Below are 17731 nucleotides of genomic sequence, written 5' to 3'. Positions count from 1 at the left end.
GTTATGGTGCTCCTCGTTGGATTCTGCCGTAGCGTCCCAGCTGCTGCCGAAGCGTCTCGATCAGGTCCGGCGGGATCATCTCCCAGGTAAAACGCCACTCCCAGTTGCCCGAGGGGGTGCCGGGGATGTTCATGCGGGCCCCGCTATCCAGCCGCAGCAGGTCCTGTAACGGGATGATTGCCATGTCAGCCACCGACATCAGGGCAGCTCGTAGCAGGTCGCCGACACCATCCTCGCCGGAGGTACCCAGGTAGCGGTGCATCTCTTCGCGTTCGTGCGCTGTCCGGGCAGTATACCACCCCTTTGTGGTGTCATTGTCATGGGTACCGGTGTAGACCACCCCGTGTTTTTCGTGGTTGTGGGGCAGGTCCCGGTCGTCGATGTCGGCATCAAAGGCGAACTGCAGGATCTTCATGCCCGGAAACCGGTAGCGGTCACGCAGCGCCAGCACGGCGGGGGTGATCACCCCCAGGTCCTCGGCAATGATCGGCAGCTCCCCCAGGGCAGCCTGCAGGGCATCGAACAACCGCTCGCCGGGGCCGGTCACCCAGGCACCGTCCACCGCCGTGGTGGCCGTGGCCGGGATCTGCCAGGCCGCTTCGAAGCCCCGGAAGTGATCCACCCGCACCAGGTCAAACAGTTCAAGCAGGAGCCTGCAGCGTTCGATCCACCACTGATAGCCCTGCTGTTCCAGCAGGTCCCAGTCGTAGAGCGGATTGCCCCACAGCTGGCCGGTGGCGCTGAAGTAGTCGGGCGGCACCCCGGCCACAACGGACGGATTACCGTCGCTATCCAGCAGAAACAGTTCCCGGCGGCTCCAGACATCGGCAGAATCGTAGGCCACAAAGATCGGGATATCGCCGATAAGGGCGATGCCGCGCTGGTTGGCATACTGACGCAGGGCGTGCCACTGCCTGAAGGCCTGCCACTGCAGGTAGCGCTGCAGGTCTATCTCCGCTGCCAGTTCGCACGTGCAACGCTCTCGTGTGGCCGCTGTCGGGTGGGCCAGTTCGGCCGGCCAGCGGTTCCAGGGGGCGCCCTGCTGGCGCTGCTTGATGGCCATGAACAGGGCGTAGTCATCGAGCCAGTCGTGTGTGTGGCAGAACTGCTCGAATTCGTCCCGGCGTTGGGAGGCGGGTTGGGAGAGAAACCTTGTGGCGGCCTGTTGCAGCAGCTGTAGTTTGTCGGGAATGACCTGTCCGAAATCGACCCGTTGGCTGGGGTAGCCGTCGGTGGTGCTTGATGACAGATCCCCTTCGGCCACCAGCTGTTCCAGATCGATCAAGAGCGGGTTACAGGCAAAGGCGCTTAAGGCTGAGTAGGGCGAGTTGCCGTAGCCTGCTGGCGACAGCGGCAGCACCTGCCAGTAGCTCATCCCCATGGCCTGCAGCAGATCCACGAAGCGCCGCGCATCGTCACCCAGGCTACCGATACCGCCGGGGCCGGGCAGGGAGGTGGGGTGCATCAATATGCCGCAGCCGCGTTTATTCTGCATACAGTCCTTTTACGCCTCACGCTGCAGGAAGAGGGTCTGGGTCGGATAGGCAAACTCGATACCCTGCTGCGCGAAGCTGCTGAAGATTGCCAGGTTGATCTGCTCCTGCACACCCATGTAGAGCGCATAGTCCGGGTCGGTTACAAAATAGACCACTTCAAAGTTCAGCGCTGAATCGCCAAAGGCCTGAAAATGTACCCGGTCAAGTCGTGCGTGCTCCTGACGGTCAATGATGTCGCTGACAATTTTTTTGGCAGCGCTAAGCTTTTCGAGCGGCGTCTGATAGGTGACGCCGAGGTTAAAGGCGATACGCCGCTCGGTCATCCGTTTGTAGTTGCGGACACGGCTCTTGAGGAGGTCGTTGTTGGCGATGATCAGCTGTTCGCCGCTCAGGCAACGGATTCTGGTGCTTTTCAGTCCAATATGCTCAATGGTACCAGAAAACGTATCAACCACAACAAAGTCACCGATCACAAACGGCTTGTCCAGGACGATCGACAGCGACGCAAACAGATCGCCCAGGATGTTTTGTACTGCCAGTGCGACGGCAATGCCGCCGATACCGAGACCGGCAACCAGGCCGGTCACGTTGACCCCCAGGTTGTCCAGCATCAGCAACAGGACAATCGTCCAGAGCGCGATCCTGGCCAGAAAACCGAGAAAGGTGAGGGTGGTGGCGCTGGATTTGTCCTGATCCATCCGTTTCTGCATGCTGCGTTCAAGCCAGAACGTGATGCCGGCGCTTACCCAGAAACCGCCCTGCAACAGGAGCGTCAGCACGAGCAGTTTCAGTCCGTGGCCTGTCAGGGTCGGCTTGAGCGTGAGGATGGTGGTCGCAAGGTAGGTGGAGGTCGCGAAGAGGATAAAGGTCTTGGTGTTTTTCAGCACCGCCACCAGCAGGTCGTCAAATTCGTGGGCAGTAATCGCAGCCAGTCTGGAGAGCCTGCTGATCAGCACCCGTTTCACACTGCTCAGCAGCAGGAAGGCGCCAACCAGTATGCCGATGGCGATCAACCAGTCCTGTACGGTATTGCCGAGATAGATGCCTTCCAAAAATGCCATCTGCACTCCTTTCCCTTGTCTGGGTGCCGTATCTGTCGCTGCTTATAAACAGCAGCCGGTCGTGTACTCGACGGTGTCATGGTTCAGCTGTGCAGCGGTTGCGGGGTGAGATGCTCTGCATTGAGCAGTCGTGCCATTAACCTCATTCCCTGCTCGACACAGAGGAGTTGTTCGTCTGTTAGCTCGCCTAACCCTTTCAGCAGCATGTCCTGAGCAACCTCAGGCGCCCCGGTGACGATCTCCCACGCCTGTGGTGTGAGCTGCAGTTCCACCACCCTGCGATCGTGTTTTGCTGCGCTTCGCTGAATCAGCTGTTTGGCTTCAAGCCGGTCGAGAATGCCCACCACGGTCGGAGGCCGCAGGTGCATCGTGCGGGCCAGATCGGACACCCGCATCGGCGAGGTAGTGGCCAGAATCTTGAGTACCCATAGCTGGTGCGCGGTCAGGCCTGTTGTACGTTCAGCCACCTTCGAATATTCGTTGATGGCCTGAAAAACCCGCCGCAGGTTGTCGAAAATTTCCATGGTGGTTGCTGATTCTTTTTGCATGGCTGCCCCAGAACAGTCTTGACACATATTGTTAGCATCGCTAACATTCAGCATTGCAAATGTTTGGCGGAACGTCAAGTCTTGTCTGCGTCGCTGGCACCTGCTGCAGACCGTGTGGATTGTTCTTTTTCCAGCCACATAGACGTGTGTGGCCTCTAAGGATCTTGTTGTGTATAGCTACCCAAACCACCCGTTGTCGCCGCACAACCACCGACCCCGAATACTGCGGAGAGTGCTGGCTGTTGCCGTGCTGGCCGGCCTGGTGCTGCTGCTCCTGATGCTGTGGCGCAGCAATCGGCCTGCAGGTTCGTCTGCGGCCCGGCCTGCCGAACATCCTGTCAAGACCATCAGCGCTACGGTCAAACCGGGCGAGACCGCCTCATCCCTCTTCGGCTCACTGCTTGATCAGCAACAACTCCACGTACTCACGGCACAGTGTCGTAAGCTGTTCCCGCTCAGGCAGCTGGCGGTTGGTCAGCCCTATCAGCTGACCGTGAACAATGGCGCCTTTGAACGGTTTGCCTATGATATCAACTCCGACGAACAGCTGATCATCGCCCGCACCGCTGACGGTTTTTCTGTTACCCGCTCGCCGATCGCCTATACGGTGGAGCCGGTGGTGCTGCAGGGGACGATTGATTCAAGCCTGTTTCAGGCAGTGGTGGATGCCGGTGGCAGCGACGGGATGGCGGTGCAACTTGCGGATATCTTTGCCTGGGACATTGATTTTTTCCATGACGTCCAGGTCGGTGACAGCTTCAAGGCGGTGGTTGAAAAGCGGTATCGCGATGGCGCCCCGGCCGGTGATGGCCGCATACTGGCTGCCCATTTTACCGTGCAGGATCAGACCAACACGGCCTTCTACTTCAAGGACGGCACACGGACGCCGGGCTACTACGACCAGCAGGGACGCAGCCTGCGCAAGGCCTTTCTCAAGGCTCCGCTCTCGTTCAGCCGTATCTCTTCCGGCTTCACCATGCGCCGTCGCCATCCGATCACCAAGCGGGTCAAGCCCCATCCGGCCATTGATTATGCGGCGCCCACCGGAACGCCGATTCATACCGTTGGCAATGGCACCGTGCTGGTGGCTGCCAGCAACCGCTCCAATGGTAAGTATGTCAAGATCAGGCATCCCAACGGCTGGATGACGATGTACAACCACCTGAGCCGTTTTGGCAAAGGGATCAGAAAAGGGGCTACGGTGCAGCAAGGCCAGCGGATTGGCTACGTCGGCAGCACCGGCCTGTCAACCGGTCCCCACCTCGATTTTCGCATGTACCGGGGTGGCGTGGCGGTGAACCCGCTCACGATCAAATCGCCGCCGGCGCGACCGGTGTCAAAGGCGCAGCTGGCGGCCTTTAAGGCCATGGTCGCCGAGCGGACCGCCCTGCTGGAGAAGGGGGATGTCCTGAAGCGTGCCTCCCTGAAACTCCCCTCTGCCCGTCCGGTGCACGTTCGGATGTAACATTCCGCTGGCGTTGGTGCCGAACAGGAGCGGATCAAGCGTGTTATGCGCTGCGATCTTCCGTCATTGCGTCATCACTACCGCCATCAGCTGCAGCGCCGGAAGGTTTTTCGGGTTGATCGTCCAGCTTGCACCAGTTTCCAGCCCCCCCCAATTCATCCCGTACACTCTTTTCCCACAGCGGTTCTCCGCTGAAATAGGCCGCCCGCCCCAGCATATGGGCCGCCACCGGCGCCGTCAGCAGGGTGAAGGCGATGATGGCCAGCACCTTGCCGGTAACCGCCGTGGTGCCGAAGAAGATCGCCACAGCGGTCAGGATGAAACTGGCCCCCAGGGTGGATGCCTTGGATGCGGCTGACAGCCGCATGTAGATGTCCGGCATCCGCACCACGCCGATGGCCGCCACCAGGGCAAAACAGGTGCCGCCCAGCAGCAACAGGGCGATCAGGGTGTCACGCATTACTGCTCCTTTTGTGCAGGTAGTAGGCAAAGGCAACGGTGCCGAGGAAGGTGATCAGGGCCAGCACAACGGCGGCATCCAAGTAGGAAGGCTCATTGCTGGCAATGGAGTAGACCGCTGAAATGGCGATGATGAAGGTGGCCATCAGGTCCAGGGCCACCACCCGATCCGGCAGGCTGGGGCCGCGCACCACCCGGATAAAGGTGGTCAGCAGGCCCAGCCCCAACAGGGGCAGGATGATCCAGGTGATGTAGGTTGCCAGGGTCATTGGACGATCTCCCGTATCCGCAGTTCGAATCCCTGCTTGATCTCCTCCACCAGTTTGGCAGGGTCGTCGATGTACATGGCATGCACATACAGCATGCGCCGGTCTTCGCTGACGTGCAGGCTCAAGGTGCCGGGGGTCAGGGTAATGCAGGTGGCCAGCAGGGTGATCTGCAGGTCGGTCTCCAGATCAAGGGGCACCGCCACAATACCCGGCACCATGTAGTCATGGGGGGTCAGCACGTCATAGGCCACCCGCAGGTTAGCCACCACCATCTCCTTGATGAAGTAGGGGATGAAACTGGCGATGGCCAGCAGTCGGCGGTGGTAGGCCGCCGTCTGGCGGTCCCGCCGGCCGATCCAGATCACACAAAAGCCGAACAGGAAGCCGGTGACAAAGCCACCGGCATCAAACGAGTCGGTCAGGGCCATCCAGGCCAGCGCCAGCAGGATATTGGCCAGAAAGGCGGTCACGGCACTACCCCCAGTACGGCGCTGATGTAGGCAGTCGGGTTCAGTAACTGTTGGGCTGCCACGTGACAGAGCTTGAAGAGCGGCTCCGGCAGCAGTCCCAGCACCAGGCTGACCAGAGCCAGCAGCAGGGTGGGGGCCAGCAGCTGCTGACGGCGGCGTGGCGGCAGATACTGCAGCTTGGCTGCATCGTCAGATGCCGGCTTCCAGTAGATCTGGATCCAGGCATTGCTCAGGTAGTACAGGGTTAAGACACTGACCCCCAGGGCGGCGGCTACCACTAGATACTGTCCGCTTTGCAGGCCGGCCTGTACCAGGGCCAGTTTGCCCCAGAAGCCGGACAAGGGCGGGATACCGGCCACCGACAGGGCCGGCACCAGGAACAGGGCGGCCAACAGCGGGTAGCGGCGATACAGTCCGCCCAGTTCTGCCAGCTGACTGGTGCCGGTCAGGCGGGCCACCACGCCGGTGGTCAGGAACAGGGCCGATTTGGCTGCCATGATATGCAGCATGAAAAAGATGCTGCCGGCTAGGGCCAGTGTGGTGAAAAGCCCCAGGCCCATCAGCAGGTAGCCGATCTGGCTGACCACGCAGAAGGCCAGCATCCGCCGCAGTTCCGGCTGGGCCACCGCCCCCAGGGCGCCGAATAGCATGGTCAGGCCGGCGGCGGCCAGGATCAGCGGTTGTCCTGCCAGGGCCTCCTGGGGAAAGATCAGGGTAAAGACCCGGATCAGCACGTAGATGCCCACCTTGGAGAGCAGGGCCGAGAAGATGGTGACCACCGCGATCGGCGGCGTGTGGTAGGAAGCCGGCAGCCAGAAGTAAAACGGAAACACCGCCGCCTTGATGCTGAAGGCGCAGAACAGCAGGGCCGCAATCACCGGAATGGTGCCGGTATGGGCCATGGCCTGCATCCGCAGCGCCAGGTGGGCCATGTTCAGGGTACCGGTCACGCCGTACAACAGGCCGATACCGGCCAACAGCAGGGCCGAGGCGATCAGGTTGAGGGCCACATACTTGATGGCGCCCTCCATCTGCTCCCGCTTTCCTCCCAGGGCCAGCAACACAAAGGAGGCGATCAGCATCACCTCGAACCAGACGTACAGGTTGAACAGGTCGCCGGTCAGAAAGGAACCGCAGATCCCCAACAGCAACACCTGCAGCAGGGGGTGGTAGCCCAGGCTTTCCTGGTGGGTATCGGTATCGGCCAGGGAGTAGATCGTCACGCACAGGCCCATCAGGCCGGTGGCGGTGATCAGCAGCGCGCTCAAGGTGTCCGCCACCAGGGTGATGCCGAAGGGGGCCGGCCAGTTGCCGGCCTGGGCGCTGATCACCCCCTGCTGCTGCACCGCAGACAGCAGCAGCAGGCCAACCATGAACAGCGTTGCACTGCTGCCCACCCCCAACAGCCGTTGCAGCTTGCGCCGGTTCCAGGCCAAAAGGCCTAGAATGGCGGTGCCCAGGGGGATCAGCAGCGGCAGAAAGAGCAGATTGTTCATTCCTCTTCCCCCTGTCTTTCCTGACCCGTGCCCCTTGACCCTTGACCCAGCTGTTCTTGCACCTGATTCTCAGTCACCATCACATCCTGATCATCGCTGCCCACGGTCTGGTAGACCCGCTTGATCAGCACCAGCGCAAAGGCCTGCACCCCGAAACCGATCACGATGGCGGTCAGGATCAGGGCCTGGGGCACCGGATCGGCCACCGGTAGGTTCGAGAGAACACCATCCAGCGGGATGTGGGGCGGTCGGCCCCGGGTCAGACGACCCACGGTAAAGATCAGCAGGTTGGCGGCATTACCCAACAGTGCCAGACCGAAGATCATCTTGACGATGCTGCGTCTGACCATCAGGTACATGCCTGCGGCGTACAGGCCGCCGATCACCACTGCCAATACCGGTTCCATCTGCTACTCCTCCATCAGGGTGAAGATGATCAACAGTGACATGCCGGCCACCAGCAGATAGACCCCCAGGTCGAACAAGAGCGGCGTGCCGGCATGGCCGATTACCGGGGCTGGCACACTGCTCCAGAGGGCGGTCAGAAACGGCAGTCCCCCCAGCATCGGCAACAGGCCACTGACCAGGGCCACCAAAAGTCCGCTTGCCACCAGACGCAGCGGATCAACCCGCAGCATGCGGCGTCCTTCCTTTTCGCCGTGGGCCAGGGTGTAGAGGGCAAAGGCCGCCGCCACCACCAGGCCACCCACAAAACCGCCACCCGGCTCATTGTGCCCCCGCAGCAGCAAAAACAGCGAGAACAGCAGCATCAGCGGCAACAACAGGCGGATAGCGGTGGCCAGGATCACGGAATGCATCAGTCGCTCCCCTCTGTGCCGGAGCGGGGCTTCAGCATGGCATAGACCCCCAGGGCCGCCACCGCCAGCACGGTGATCTCACCCAGCGTGTCCAGAGCGCGAAAATCCACCAGGATTACGTTAACCACGTTACGGCCATGGCCGGCCGGCAGGCTCTGTTCCATGAACCAGGTGCTTAAGGAGGGCACCAGCGGTTGCGAAATAGCTCGCCAGACCAGCATGGTCATCACCGTGCCGATCCCCAGGGCCACCATCAGGTCGCGCAGGCGCGAGGCGGTGCTGGAGAGCAGGGTAAAGTGGGGCAGCTTGTGCAGCACCAGCACAAACAGGATGATCGAGAGGGTCTCGATGCAGAACTGGGTCATGGCCAGGTCAGGGGCGCCGAACAGGATGTAGACCAGCGCCACGCCGTAGCCCACCACCCCCAGCGAGGCCACGGCTGCCAGGCGGGAGCGGGTGATGGTGGCAAACAGGGCGCCGGACAGGATCACCAGGGCGGTTAACCACTCGTGCAGACTGCCGTCCGGGCGGGACAGGTGCAGTTCATCAGTGCTGCTGGTCAGAAGGTTTCCGGCCATCAGGGCTACCGCCACACCGGTTACCGTCATCAGGTAGTAGCGCAGCCGACCGCTCTGCAGCCGCAGGGTTACCCCCGAGGCCAGCCGGGGTAGTCCTGCCAACAGCCAGTCGTAGAAGCGCTCCGTATCCCAGCCGGCACCCGGCTGGCTGGGTTGCAGCCGTCCCAGCAGCGGCCTGCGCAGGCTGAACAGGGCCAGACCGGCACCCAGGGTAGCCAGACTCAAGAGCAGCACCGGGCTGAAGCCGTGCCAGAGCGCCAGCGTAAGCGGCACCGGACTGCCAGCCACCTGTGCAACGGCAGGGGCCACCAGCAGACGTCCGGCCGGGCCGGGGAACAGGCCGATCAGCAGCCCCAGCAGGGCAGGCGCCAAGGGTGGCAACCAGAGCCGCAGATCAACCGGATGGGGGTTCAACTCGGCATCCTTGAGCCTGCCGTAAAACGGCAGGTAGCCGGCCAGCAGGGCAGCGCTCACGGTCAGCCCATTTCCCGCAAAGGCCAACAGCGTCAGCAGACCGGCGGCAGCCGGGGCCTGCAGGGTGGCCTCGTAAAACAGCTCTTTGGCGATAAAACCGACCAGTGGCACAACCCCCGCCATGGAGAGGGCTGCCAGGCCACTGGCCAGGGCCACCTGCGGCATGCTGCTGGCCAGGCCACCCAGCCGGTTGATGTCGCGGCTGCCGGCGCCGTGGTCAACAGCTCCGGCAGCCAGAAACAGGGCGCTTTTGTAGAGGGCGTGGACGGTTACCAGCAGCAGAGCGGCTGAGATGGCCAGCGGTGTGCCCACACCCAGCAGCAGGGTCAGCATCCCCAGGGCGCTGACCGTGGTCCAGGCCAGGATTTGTTTCAAGTCAGTGCAGGTGATGGCCCGCACCGCCCCCAGCACGAGGGTGATGCCGCCGACCGTGGTCAGCACGATGAACCAGCTGTCGGTGCCGCCCAAAATCGGAGAAAAACGGGCCAGCAGGAAGACCCCCAGCTTGACCATGGTGGCCGAGTGCAGGTAGGCGCTGACCGGGGTGGGGGCCGCCATGGCATTGGGCAGCCAGAATTGGAACGGAAACTGGGCCGATTTGGTAAAGGCGCCGGCCAGCACCAGCAGCAGCACCGGCAGGTAGAGCGGGTGGCTGCGTAGCTGATCGCCGCTGGCCAACAGTGTTGATAGCTCCAGACTGCCGGCCATCTGTCCCAGCAGGATGATCCCGCCCAACAGGGCCAGACCACCGGCGCCGGTCACCAGCAGGGCCTGCAGGGCCGCCTTGCGGGAGGCCTCCTGCTGATGGTCGAAGCCGATCAGCACAAAGGAACAGAGGCTGGTCAGTTCCCAGAACACGAACAGGGTGATCAGGTCGCCGGCCAGCACCGTACCCAGCATGGCCAGCATGAAGGCCAGGATAAAACCGTAAAAACGTCCCAGGTGGGGATCATCATGCAGGTAGGATGAGGCGTAGAGCAGCACCAGCGCGCCGATGCCACTGATCAGCAGGGCAAACAACAGGCCCAGGCCATCCAGCCGGAACGAGAGCGCAATGCCGAGGGTGGGCAGCCAAGGCAAGGAGCCTTGCAGGAGCTGGCCGTTGGCCACTGCGCCGATCTGCAGGGCAAACCAGGCAAACAGGCCGCACGGTATGGAAAGTACTGCCACTATGCGCATGGGTGATTAAGGATCTCCAAAAATGGCTGCGGGGAAGCAGCTTCCCCGCAGCCAAGTATACCCAAGCCTGACATGAAGGCAAGCCAAGCCGGTATTTGCCTGTTGTATCAGTATGCTACGGCGTGAACAGCCGCGCATTCAGGAAGAGGTGTACGACGATGCTGGCGGCATAGCCCAGGGCGATGGCCCAGGTCCATTTCAGGTGTGCCCCGAAGGTATAGATGCCGCGGGCCGAGCCCATCAGGGCCACGCCGGCGGCGGAGCCGATCGAGAGCAGACTGCCCCCCACGCCGGCAGTCAGGGTCACCAGCAGCCACTGGCCGTGGGACATCTGCGGGTCCATGGTCAATACCGCAAACATGACCGGAATGTTGTCGATCACGGCGGACAGAATACCCACCAGTACGTTGGCGGTGGTCGGCCCCAGGTCGAGGTACATAAACTTGGAAACCATGGCCAGATAGCCGAACTGTCCCAGGCCGCCCACGCAGAGGATCACACCGTAGAAGAACAGCAGGGTATCCCACTCGGCCTTGGCTATCTTGCGGAACAGGTCGAAGGTCTCATGCTTGTGGCCGGTCACGTCAAGGGGGTTGTCACCGGACAGCAGGCGATCTTCTTTTTTCTTGAGCCAGTAGGCAAAAAAGGAGAGGTAGCCCATCCCCAGCATCATCCCCACCGCTGGCGGCAGGTGCAGAAAGTTATGAAACGATACCGCTGTGGCGATGGTGGCCAGAAACAGGGCCATGATCCGCTTGGCCCCCAGCTTCATGTGCACCGCCTCATCAGCCACCTCTGGTTTTTCTTTGGGCACCGCCAGGCTCATAATGAAGGCGGGGATCAGCCAGTTGACCACCGAGGGAACAAAGATCGCAAAAAACTCAAAGAACTGCAGCTTGCCCTTCTGCCAGACCATCAGGGTGGTGATGTCACCAAAGGGTGAGAAGGCGCCGCCGGCGTTGGCAGCCACCACGATATTGATGCAGGCCACCACCACGAACGAGGTATTGCTGCCGCCTACGGCCAGGGCAACCGCACCCATCAGCAGGGCCGTGGTTAGGTTATCGGCCACCGGCGAGATGAAGAAGGCCAACAGGCCGGTCAGCCAGAACACGGTGCGCAGGGTAAAGCCCTTGTTGACCAGCCAGGAACGCAGGGCCTGAAAGACGTTACGTTCTTCCAGTGCGTTGATGTAGGTCATGGCTGCCAGCAGGAACAGGAACAGCTCGGCGTACTCGGTCAGGTTATGCATGATGGCACCGTGGGCGTGCTCCGGCCTGCCCAGAGCCTGATAGGCAAGGGCCACCAGCACCCAGATGATGCCGGCTGCCACCAGCACCGGCTTGCTCTTGCGCAGGTGCAGTTTCTCTTCCAGGATTACCAGGCTGTAGGCCGCCACAAACAGCACCAGGGCAACGATCCCCATGCCGGTGGCGGTCATGTCAACGATCTCGCCGCCAGTGCCGGCCGCAAGGGCGGGCACGGTTGACGCAAAGCATGCAATTATAGCGAACAAGGCTGATTTCATGGCGCTCTCTCCAGTAATCGGTCTAACGTCAGTGGTGTCGTGCAAAGATTAGATAGGTCCTGTTACTGTCGCACTGGCGACAGATCATCCGAATGGCAAACAGGAACAGGGTGCTGCAGATCAGGCAGGTGGCGCTCGGCTGGGAGCGTTGTAGCTGAGTTTGAGCAGGGGAGGGAGCACCGCTGCGGACGGCGCATGACGTGTTGCAGGGGCTGGCAGTTGGTGTAACGCCAACGGGGGAAGTCGGAGTTGGATGCCGACATTCCGGTTGTCCTTGATGGAGCAACCGGCAGAAACCGGGCACTCGTAGGTGAAGTTGGTGACCTTGTCGGTGGAGAAGGACAGGGGGGAAATCAGCAGCAGGATCAGGATCAGCGACTGGGACAGGCGCCTGAGCGGCGCCCGTCCCAGCAACAGCTGCAGCAGCATCACGACACGCGCCGGAAAGCAGACCCGTGGAACGGGCAGCTTGCCGGACTGCGTATCGGCCGTGCTGAAGAGAGTCATGGTCTTTCCACTAATGAAACAGTCGGTACTGGATGATATAGGCGATCACACCGCCAAAATAGCCCACCAAGGCCAGGCCGCTGATCCGCTTGACGTACCAGAAGAAGTGGATCTTCTCCAAGCCCATGGCCGCTACGCCGGCTGCCGAACCGATGATCAGGATCGAACCGCCGGTACCGGCACAGTAGGCCATGAACTCCCACAGGAAACTGTCCGGCGGATACTGGGCCATGCTGTACATCCCCATGGAGGCGGCCACCAGCGGCACGTTGTCCACAATGGCGCTGACCATGCCGATGATGGTTACGATCACGTCCTCGCGGCCCACGGTATTGTTGAGCCAACCGGCCAGGTTCGTCAGGATGTGGGTATGTTCCAGAGTGGCCACCGCCAGCAGGATGCCGATAAAGAAGACAATCGAACTCATGTCGATCTGCTTCAGGGCCCGCACGAGGGTCAAATGCTCCTTGGCCTCGTCCTCTTTTCTGCTGTGCAGCAGTTCACCCACCAGCCAGAGGAGACCCAGGCCGAACAGGATCCCCATGAAGGGCGGCAGATGAGTGACGGTCTTGAAGATCGGTACCGAAACCAGGATGCCGATCCCCATGGCGAACATCAGGTTCTGTTCAAAGGGGGTGGTCGTGATCCGCTGCCCGCATTCAACAACCTTGGCGGGGCTGATCACCTGGCGCCCCTTCAGGATGTAGCTGGTGATAGCAAGCGGCACAAGCATGTTGATCATGGAGGGGATGAAGACCCCCTTCATGATGGCCAGGGTGGTGATCTGTCCGCCGATCCAGAGCATGGTGGTGGTCACGTCGCCGATCGGTGACCAGGCACCGCCGGCATTGGCGGCAATCACGATGATCCCGGCAAAAAACAGACGGTCGTCGTGGTTGTCCAATAGCTTTTTGATCAAGGAGATCATCACGATGGTGGTGGTCAGGTTATCCAGCACCGAGCTCAGGAAGAAGGTGACAAACCCGATCAGCCACATCAGGGTGGACAGCTTGGTGGTCTTGATCCGGGAGGTGATCACCTCAAAGCCGTTGTGGGCGTCCACCACCTCAACAATCGTCATGGCTCCCATCAGAAAGAACACGATCTGGGCCGTGGCTGCCAGGGTCTCATTCAATTGGTGTCCCACCTGGTGGTGATCACCGGTGTACAGGGCGTAGATGGTCCAGAGCAGGCCGGCTCCCAACAGGGCCGAGGCGGACTTGTTGACCTTCAGCGGATGCTCCAGAGCAATCGCGGCATAGGCAATAACAAAGACAATGATCAGTGTGGTCAGCATGAATGAGGTACCCCGGCTATGGATTGGGAGAGTTATTGCTCTCCTACTTTTTTGTCTCAACGGTGTGTTACAGGTGATCAAACTTTCACGAACAACAAATGATATTGGAAGCAGGTTAAGAACCTGATTGTTCCTGTGGTGCTTCCTTCTTTTTGCCCCAGACAATCGGGTGGGCCTGGCGCTTGATGATGAAGTCAATGATCAGTTTAAGCCAGATGGTTGAGCCGGCATAGGCGTTCCAGCCGTCAAAGGAATTGAACGGGCCGATCAGGATGCCGGTGGCGATGAACAGGATAACACCGATAATGATCCAGATTGCCGCCAGTCCTGCCAGAATGTTCACGACACCGGTAACGGTAGCCCATTTCTCCGGGTTGGCAGGCGGCACTCCCTTTTTGAGGGCAACCTCGCTGTAATCTTTGTTAATAAAAATCTTCCAGGCGCGGCGAAACCAGTAGTAGGCCATCGGGAACAGGGCCAGGTAGAGAAGCCAGATCAAAGCCGTTGCCACATCAAAGATCATTGCATCACTCCAGAAGTAAGATGATGTTTTGTATACAACCTTACGGGGCCAGGCAACAACTTTATGCATACAGGCCCCGCTGGAAACCAGCGGGGCCTGTAGTTACTGCCACTGATTCAGATAGACACAGTCTTCAATCCTAGTGAGCGCCTTCAACGGTCTTGGCAGCGCCACGGGGGGTACGCACATCCTCAACCAGGTGCTGGATGTGCTCCGGGCAGGCCGGGGTCATCTTGCTGACAACGTAGGCCACCAGGAAGTTGGTAATAGCGCCGATGGTGCCGAAGGCCTCCGGGGTGATCCCGAAGAAGGAGTTGGCGCCGCCGATCAGGCCCAGATATTCAGTGCCCTTGATGAAGAAGAGACCTTTGTGGGCAAACACGTAGAACAGGGTGATGAACAGACCGGCCAGCATACCGGCGATGGCGCCTTCCTTGTTCATCTTCTTGTTGAAGATACCCATCATCAGTACCGGGAAGATGGTACTGGCGGCGATACCGAAGGCCAGGGCCACGGTACCGGCGGCGAAGCCAGGGGGGTTGAGGCCCAGGTAACCGGCCACGATAATGGCGAACACCATGGCGATCTTACCGGACATAAGCTCGCCCTTCTCAGACAGGTCAGGCATGAAGATGTTCTTCATCAGGTCGTGGGAGAAGGCAGCCGAGATGGCCAGCAACAGACCAGCAGCGGTGGAGAGGGCGGCAGCGATACCACCGGCCGCCACCAGGGCGATAACCCAGTTGGGCAGCAGGGCGATCTCGGGGTTGGCCAACACGATAATATCGGCGTTGACGGTCAGTTCGTTGCCTTTCCAGCCGGCAGCAGCGGCCTTGTCAGCCACGGCCTGGTTCTTGGTCTTGTCGTTGTAGTACTGGATACGGCCGTCGTTGTTCTTGTCTTCAAACTTCAGCAGGCCGGTTTTTTCCCAGCGACCAACCCAGGCCGGTTTGTCGGCATAGGCCAGGGAGCCTTCCGGGGCAAAGATGTCACCGCCGGTCTTGATGGCCGGGGTCATGGTGGCATGCAGGTTGTAGCGGGCCATGGCAGCAACTGCCGGGGCGGTGGTGTACAGCAGGGCGATAAAGACCAGTGCCCAGCCGGCCGAAGAACGGGCCGAGGCCACGGTAGGCACGGTGAAGAAACGGATGATAACGTGGGGCAGGCCGGCGGTACCGACCATCAGCGAGATGGTGTAGACGAACATGTTCAGCTTACTGCCTGGCATTGAGGTGGTGTACTCGGCAAAACCGAGGTCGGTAACCACCTGGTTCAGCTTGGTCAGCAGCGCGGTGTTGGTGCCGACGATGTCGGAACCGAGGCCCAGTTGGGGGATCGGGTTGCCGGTAAGCTGGAAGGCGATGAAGATAGCCGGCACGGTATAGGCCAGGATCAGCACGCAGTACTGGGCCACCTGGGTGTAGGTGATGCCCTTCATACCGCCGAACACGGCGTAGGAGAACACGATGGCCATACCGATGTAGATACCCATGTCATTGGATACGCCCAGGAAGCGCGAGAAGGTAACGCCAACGCCGGTCATCTGGCCGATAATGTAGGTGATCGACATGACCAGCAGGCAGAGCACCGAGACGGCCGAGGCGGTCTTTGAGTAGTAGCGTTCCTGCACAAAGGAGGCCACGGTAAACTTGCCGAACTTGCGCAGGTAGGGGGCCAACAGGCAGGCCATCAGAACGTAGCCGCCGGTCCAGCCCATCAGAAACAGACCGCCGCCGTAGCCCATGTTGGAGATCAGGCCGGCCATCGAGATGAAGGAAGCCGCCGACATCCAGTCAGCCCCGGTAGCCATACCGTTGATAACCGGGTGGACACCGCCGCCAGCCACGTAGAATTCACTGGTACTGCCGGCCCGTGCCCATACGGCGATGCCGATATAGAGTGCGAAGGTGAGGCCGACAACAAGATACGTCATAGTTTGCAGTTCCATGTAGTATGCCTCCTCTTATTCTTCGTGAACGTTAAATTTTTTGTCCAGGTTGCCCATCAACTTGGCGTAGATGAAGATGATGGCAACAAACGCGTACATGGAACCCTGATGGGCAAACCAGAAGCCCAAGGGGTAGCCGCCCACATGGATATTGTTCAGGGCCTCAACAAACAGGATGCCGAAACCGTAGGACACCACAAACCACGCGCCCAGAACCCACCCCAGCAGTTTGAGTACTGCAAACCAGTAAGCTTCTCCACTCTTGTCCATAACTGCCTCCTCTCTGATTGATTCAGCTTTCTAAGGTACCGCTTCCTCGTGAAACATCACTCTGGTGCCCGGATCCGTGACGGCCATTCCTCCTTTCCTTGTCAGCCCGTGCTGTCTGGGCCTGCCATCCTCTCTGTCCGCGCCTGAACTGAAGACTGCATAGTCAAATCGGTCTTGCCTGTCCTTCAGGCAAAGGCCCGTGTGTAACCAAACTTCATGGAGAGCGCCTCGGCCTCCTCCTGCAGGGAGGGGATGATCTCACTCTCCAGCCGGTCGGTGAGCAGGCGGAATGATGGGCCAACCAGGGTCAGGGCGCCCACTACCTTGCCGGCGTAATCCCGCACTGCCACGGCCACGCTGATGATCCCTTCGCCCAGGCCGTTGCGGTCGATGGCCACCCCGCGGTGACGGATTTCCTGTAGTTCGGCGTCCAACAGGTCCAGGTCGGGCAGCTCCTTGCGGCGGCCGCTCTTTTTGAGCAGCTTTTCCAGCAGATCCCGCGAATCAAGGGCGCGCATTACCTTGCCGGCTGCGTTGGTGAAGAACGGCACCCGCCGTCCCATCATTGAAGTGGTTTTGATCGGCTGACTGCAGTCAACCATGTCGAGGAAGAGGACTTCATTGTCCTGGCTGATCACCATATAGGCGGATTCATCGTGGCGGCGGGCCAGCTTCTCAAGCACCGGGTGGGCATAACTGACCACGCTGACGCTCTTGAGCAGCTTCTGGGCCAGGGTGGCGGAGTAGACCCCCAGGCGGTAGACCCCCTGCTGCTGATCAAACTCGACCATCCCTTTTTCGCAGAGGGTCTTCATGATGCGGTAGGTGCAGTTGAGCGACAGCTGCAGCTTGGCGGCCAGTTCGCCAAGGTGTATGCCGTACTCGTACTCGGTCAGGATCTCAAGCACATCCAGCGCGTTCTTGACACTCTTTACTGAGTACATTGATGTCTGCGTCGTTTGACGTTTCGGCATCATGATACCTCGTAGTAGCCGGATAGTCGGGCTCGGGCTTGCGTGTTCTGTTCTGCTGGTACTGTCGGTGCTGCGATCGCTGTGCTGCTCTTTTGAGATTTTCAAAATGCTTTTTTATTTTTATGGGTTTTTTTATATAACAGCTTTATAAATCTTAATAGCAAAAAAAATACTATCGATGAATTTTTTTCAGATAAATAATAATAGACTGATTTTATTGTATAAAATATGTTTTATAGAAATGGTTGTTTGGGTAGACATTCGGAAATATGTATTTAACAATGTTATTGTGGTGGCATTTCGTAATCTTTTGCACCTCGGTTTAACATCAATTTGTGTGCTTTTTGTTTGTGTAAGTATCTGTAATTAAA

Annotated in this window: 18 protein-coding genes; 1 reads left to right on the top strand and 17 read right to left on the bottom strand. The window is 59.8% G+C overall.

Going from position 1 to position 17731, the window contains the following annotated elements:
• Position 1 precedes the first annotated feature (1 nt).
• The 3 genes from malQ to RBQ93_RS09530 form a co-directional block, all read right to left on the bottom strand.
• Positions 2-1495 carry a 4-alpha-glucanotransferase gene (gene malQ / locus RBQ93_RS09540; RefSeq protein ID WP_320371883.1) on the bottom strand — a complete coding sequence of 498 codons (1494 nt, stop codon included), beginning with the start codon at positions 1493-1495 and terminating at the stop codon, positions 2-4.
• 9 nt (positions 1496-1504) lie between these two features.
• Positions 1505-2557 (bottom strand): mechanosensitive ion channel family protein, encoded by a 1053-nt coding sequence (locus RBQ93_RS09535; RefSeq protein ID WP_320371882.1) that lies wholly within the window; start codon positions 2555-2557, stop codon positions 1505-1507.
• Between the two features lie 83 nt (positions 2558-2640).
• Positions 2641-3105 (bottom strand): MarR family winged helix-turn-helix transcriptional regulator, encoded by a 465-nt coding sequence (locus tag RBQ93_RS09530; protein ID WP_320371881.1) that lies wholly within the window; start codon positions 3103-3105, stop codon positions 2641-2643.
• 169 nt (positions 3106-3274) lie between these two features.
• Between RBQ93_RS09530 and RBQ93_RS09525 the strand changes: the two genes are divergently transcribed.
• Positions 3275-4570: a peptidoglycan DD-metalloendopeptidase family protein gene (locus tag RBQ93_RS09525; protein WP_320371880.1), complete on the top strand. Its 1296-nt coding sequence runs from the start codon at positions 3275-3277 to the stop codon at positions 4568-4570.
• A 43-nt stretch (positions 4571-4613) separates the two neighbouring features.
• On the opposite strand, the gene mnhG is transcribed toward RBQ93_RS09525, so the two are convergent.
• From mnhG to RBQ93_RS09455, 14 genes are all read right to left on the bottom strand, one after another.
• Positions 4614-5030 (bottom strand): monovalent cation/H(+) antiporter subunit G, encoded by a 417-nt coding sequence (mnhG, locus tag RBQ93_RS09520; protein ID WP_320371879.1) that lies wholly within the window; start codon positions 5028-5030, stop codon positions 4614-4616.
• A complete protein-coding gene (locus RBQ93_RS09515) occupies positions 5023-5298 on the bottom strand; it encodes a cation:proton antiporter (protein WP_320371878.1) in 276 nt (91 codons plus the stop codon). Before RBQ93_RS09515 ends, mnhG begins: the two co-directional genes overlap by 8 nt.
• Positions 5295-5768: a Na+/H+ antiporter subunit E gene (locus tag RBQ93_RS09510; protein WP_320371877.1), complete on the bottom strand. Its 474-nt coding sequence runs from the start codon at positions 5766-5768 to the stop codon at positions 5295-5297. The genes RBQ93_RS09515 and RBQ93_RS09510 overlap by 4 nt, the downstream gene beginning before the upstream one ends.
• Positions 5765-7264, bottom strand: coding sequence for a Na+/H+ antiporter subunit D (locus RBQ93_RS09505; RefSeq protein WP_320371876.1), 1500 nt, complete (start codon positions 7262-7264; stop codon positions 5765-5767). Before RBQ93_RS09505 ends, RBQ93_RS09510 begins: the two co-directional genes overlap by 4 nt.
• Positions 7261-7671 carry a Na+/H+ antiporter subunit C gene (locus RBQ93_RS09500; RefSeq protein WP_320371875.1) on the bottom strand — a complete coding sequence of 137 codons (411 nt, stop codon included), beginning with the start codon at positions 7669-7671 and terminating at the stop codon, positions 7261-7263. The genes RBQ93_RS09505 and RBQ93_RS09500 overlap by 4 nt, the downstream gene beginning before the upstream one ends.
• A 3-nt stretch (positions 7672-7674) precedes the next feature.
• Positions 7675-8082, bottom strand: coding sequence for a Na+/H+ antiporter subunit B (locus RBQ93_RS09495; protein ID WP_320371874.1), 408 nt, complete (start codon positions 8080-8082; stop codon positions 7675-7677).
• Entirely contained in the window at positions 8082-10313 is a 2232-nt protein-coding gene (locus RBQ93_RS09490) for a putative monovalent cation/H+ antiporter subunit A (protein ID WP_320371873.1), read from the bottom strand. Before RBQ93_RS09490 ends, RBQ93_RS09495 begins: the two co-directional genes overlap by 1 nt.
• 115 nt (positions 10314-10428) lie before the next feature.
• On the bottom strand, positions 10429-11841 hold the full coding sequence (gene nhaD / locus RBQ93_RS09485; RefSeq protein WP_320371872.1) for a sodium:proton antiporter NhaD: 1413 nt from the start codon (positions 11839-11841) through the stop codon (positions 10429-10431).
• A 120-nt stretch (positions 11842-11961) separates the two neighbouring features.
• Positions 11962-12348 (bottom strand): hypothetical protein, encoded by a 387-nt coding sequence (locus RBQ93_RS09480; protein ID WP_320371871.1) that lies wholly within the window; start codon positions 12346-12348, stop codon positions 11962-11964.
• Positions 12349-12358: 10 nt separating this feature from the next.
• Positions 12359-13645 (bottom strand): sodium:proton antiporter NhaD, encoded by a 1287-nt coding sequence (nhaD, locus tag RBQ93_RS09475; RefSeq protein WP_320371870.1) that lies wholly within the window; start codon positions 13643-13645, stop codon positions 12359-12361.
• 115 nt (positions 13646-13760) lie between these two features.
• Positions 13761-14168 carry a hypothetical protein gene (locus tag RBQ93_RS09470; RefSeq protein WP_320371869.1) on the bottom strand — a complete coding sequence of 136 codons (408 nt, stop codon included), beginning with the start codon at positions 14166-14168 and terminating at the stop codon, positions 13761-13763.
• A gap of 139 nt (positions 14169-14307) precedes the next feature.
• A complete protein-coding gene (locus RBQ93_RS09465; RefSeq protein ID WP_320371868.1) occupies positions 14308-16116 on the bottom strand; it encodes a sodium:solute symporter family protein in 1809 nt (602 codons plus the stop codon).
• 15 nt (positions 16117-16131) lie between these two features.
• Complete coding sequence (locus RBQ93_RS09460; RefSeq protein WP_320371867.1) at positions 16132-16386, bottom strand: DUF4212 domain-containing protein; 255 nt, start codon at positions 16384-16386, stop codon at positions 16132-16134.
• A gap of 185 nt (positions 16387-16571) precedes the next feature.
• Complete coding sequence (locus tag RBQ93_RS09455) at positions 16572-17330, bottom strand: IclR family transcriptional regulator (RefSeq protein WP_320371866.1); 759 nt, start codon at positions 17328-17330, stop codon at positions 16572-16574.
• Between the last annotated feature and the right edge of the window lie 401 nt (positions 17331-17731).

The organism is Trichlorobacter sp. (genome assembly GCF_034008105.1).
Classification (GTDB): domain Bacteria; phylum Desulfobacterota; class Desulfuromonadia; order Geobacterales; family Pseudopelobacteraceae; genus Trichlorobacter.
This window is presented reverse-complemented; position numbering and strand designations above follow the sequence as displayed.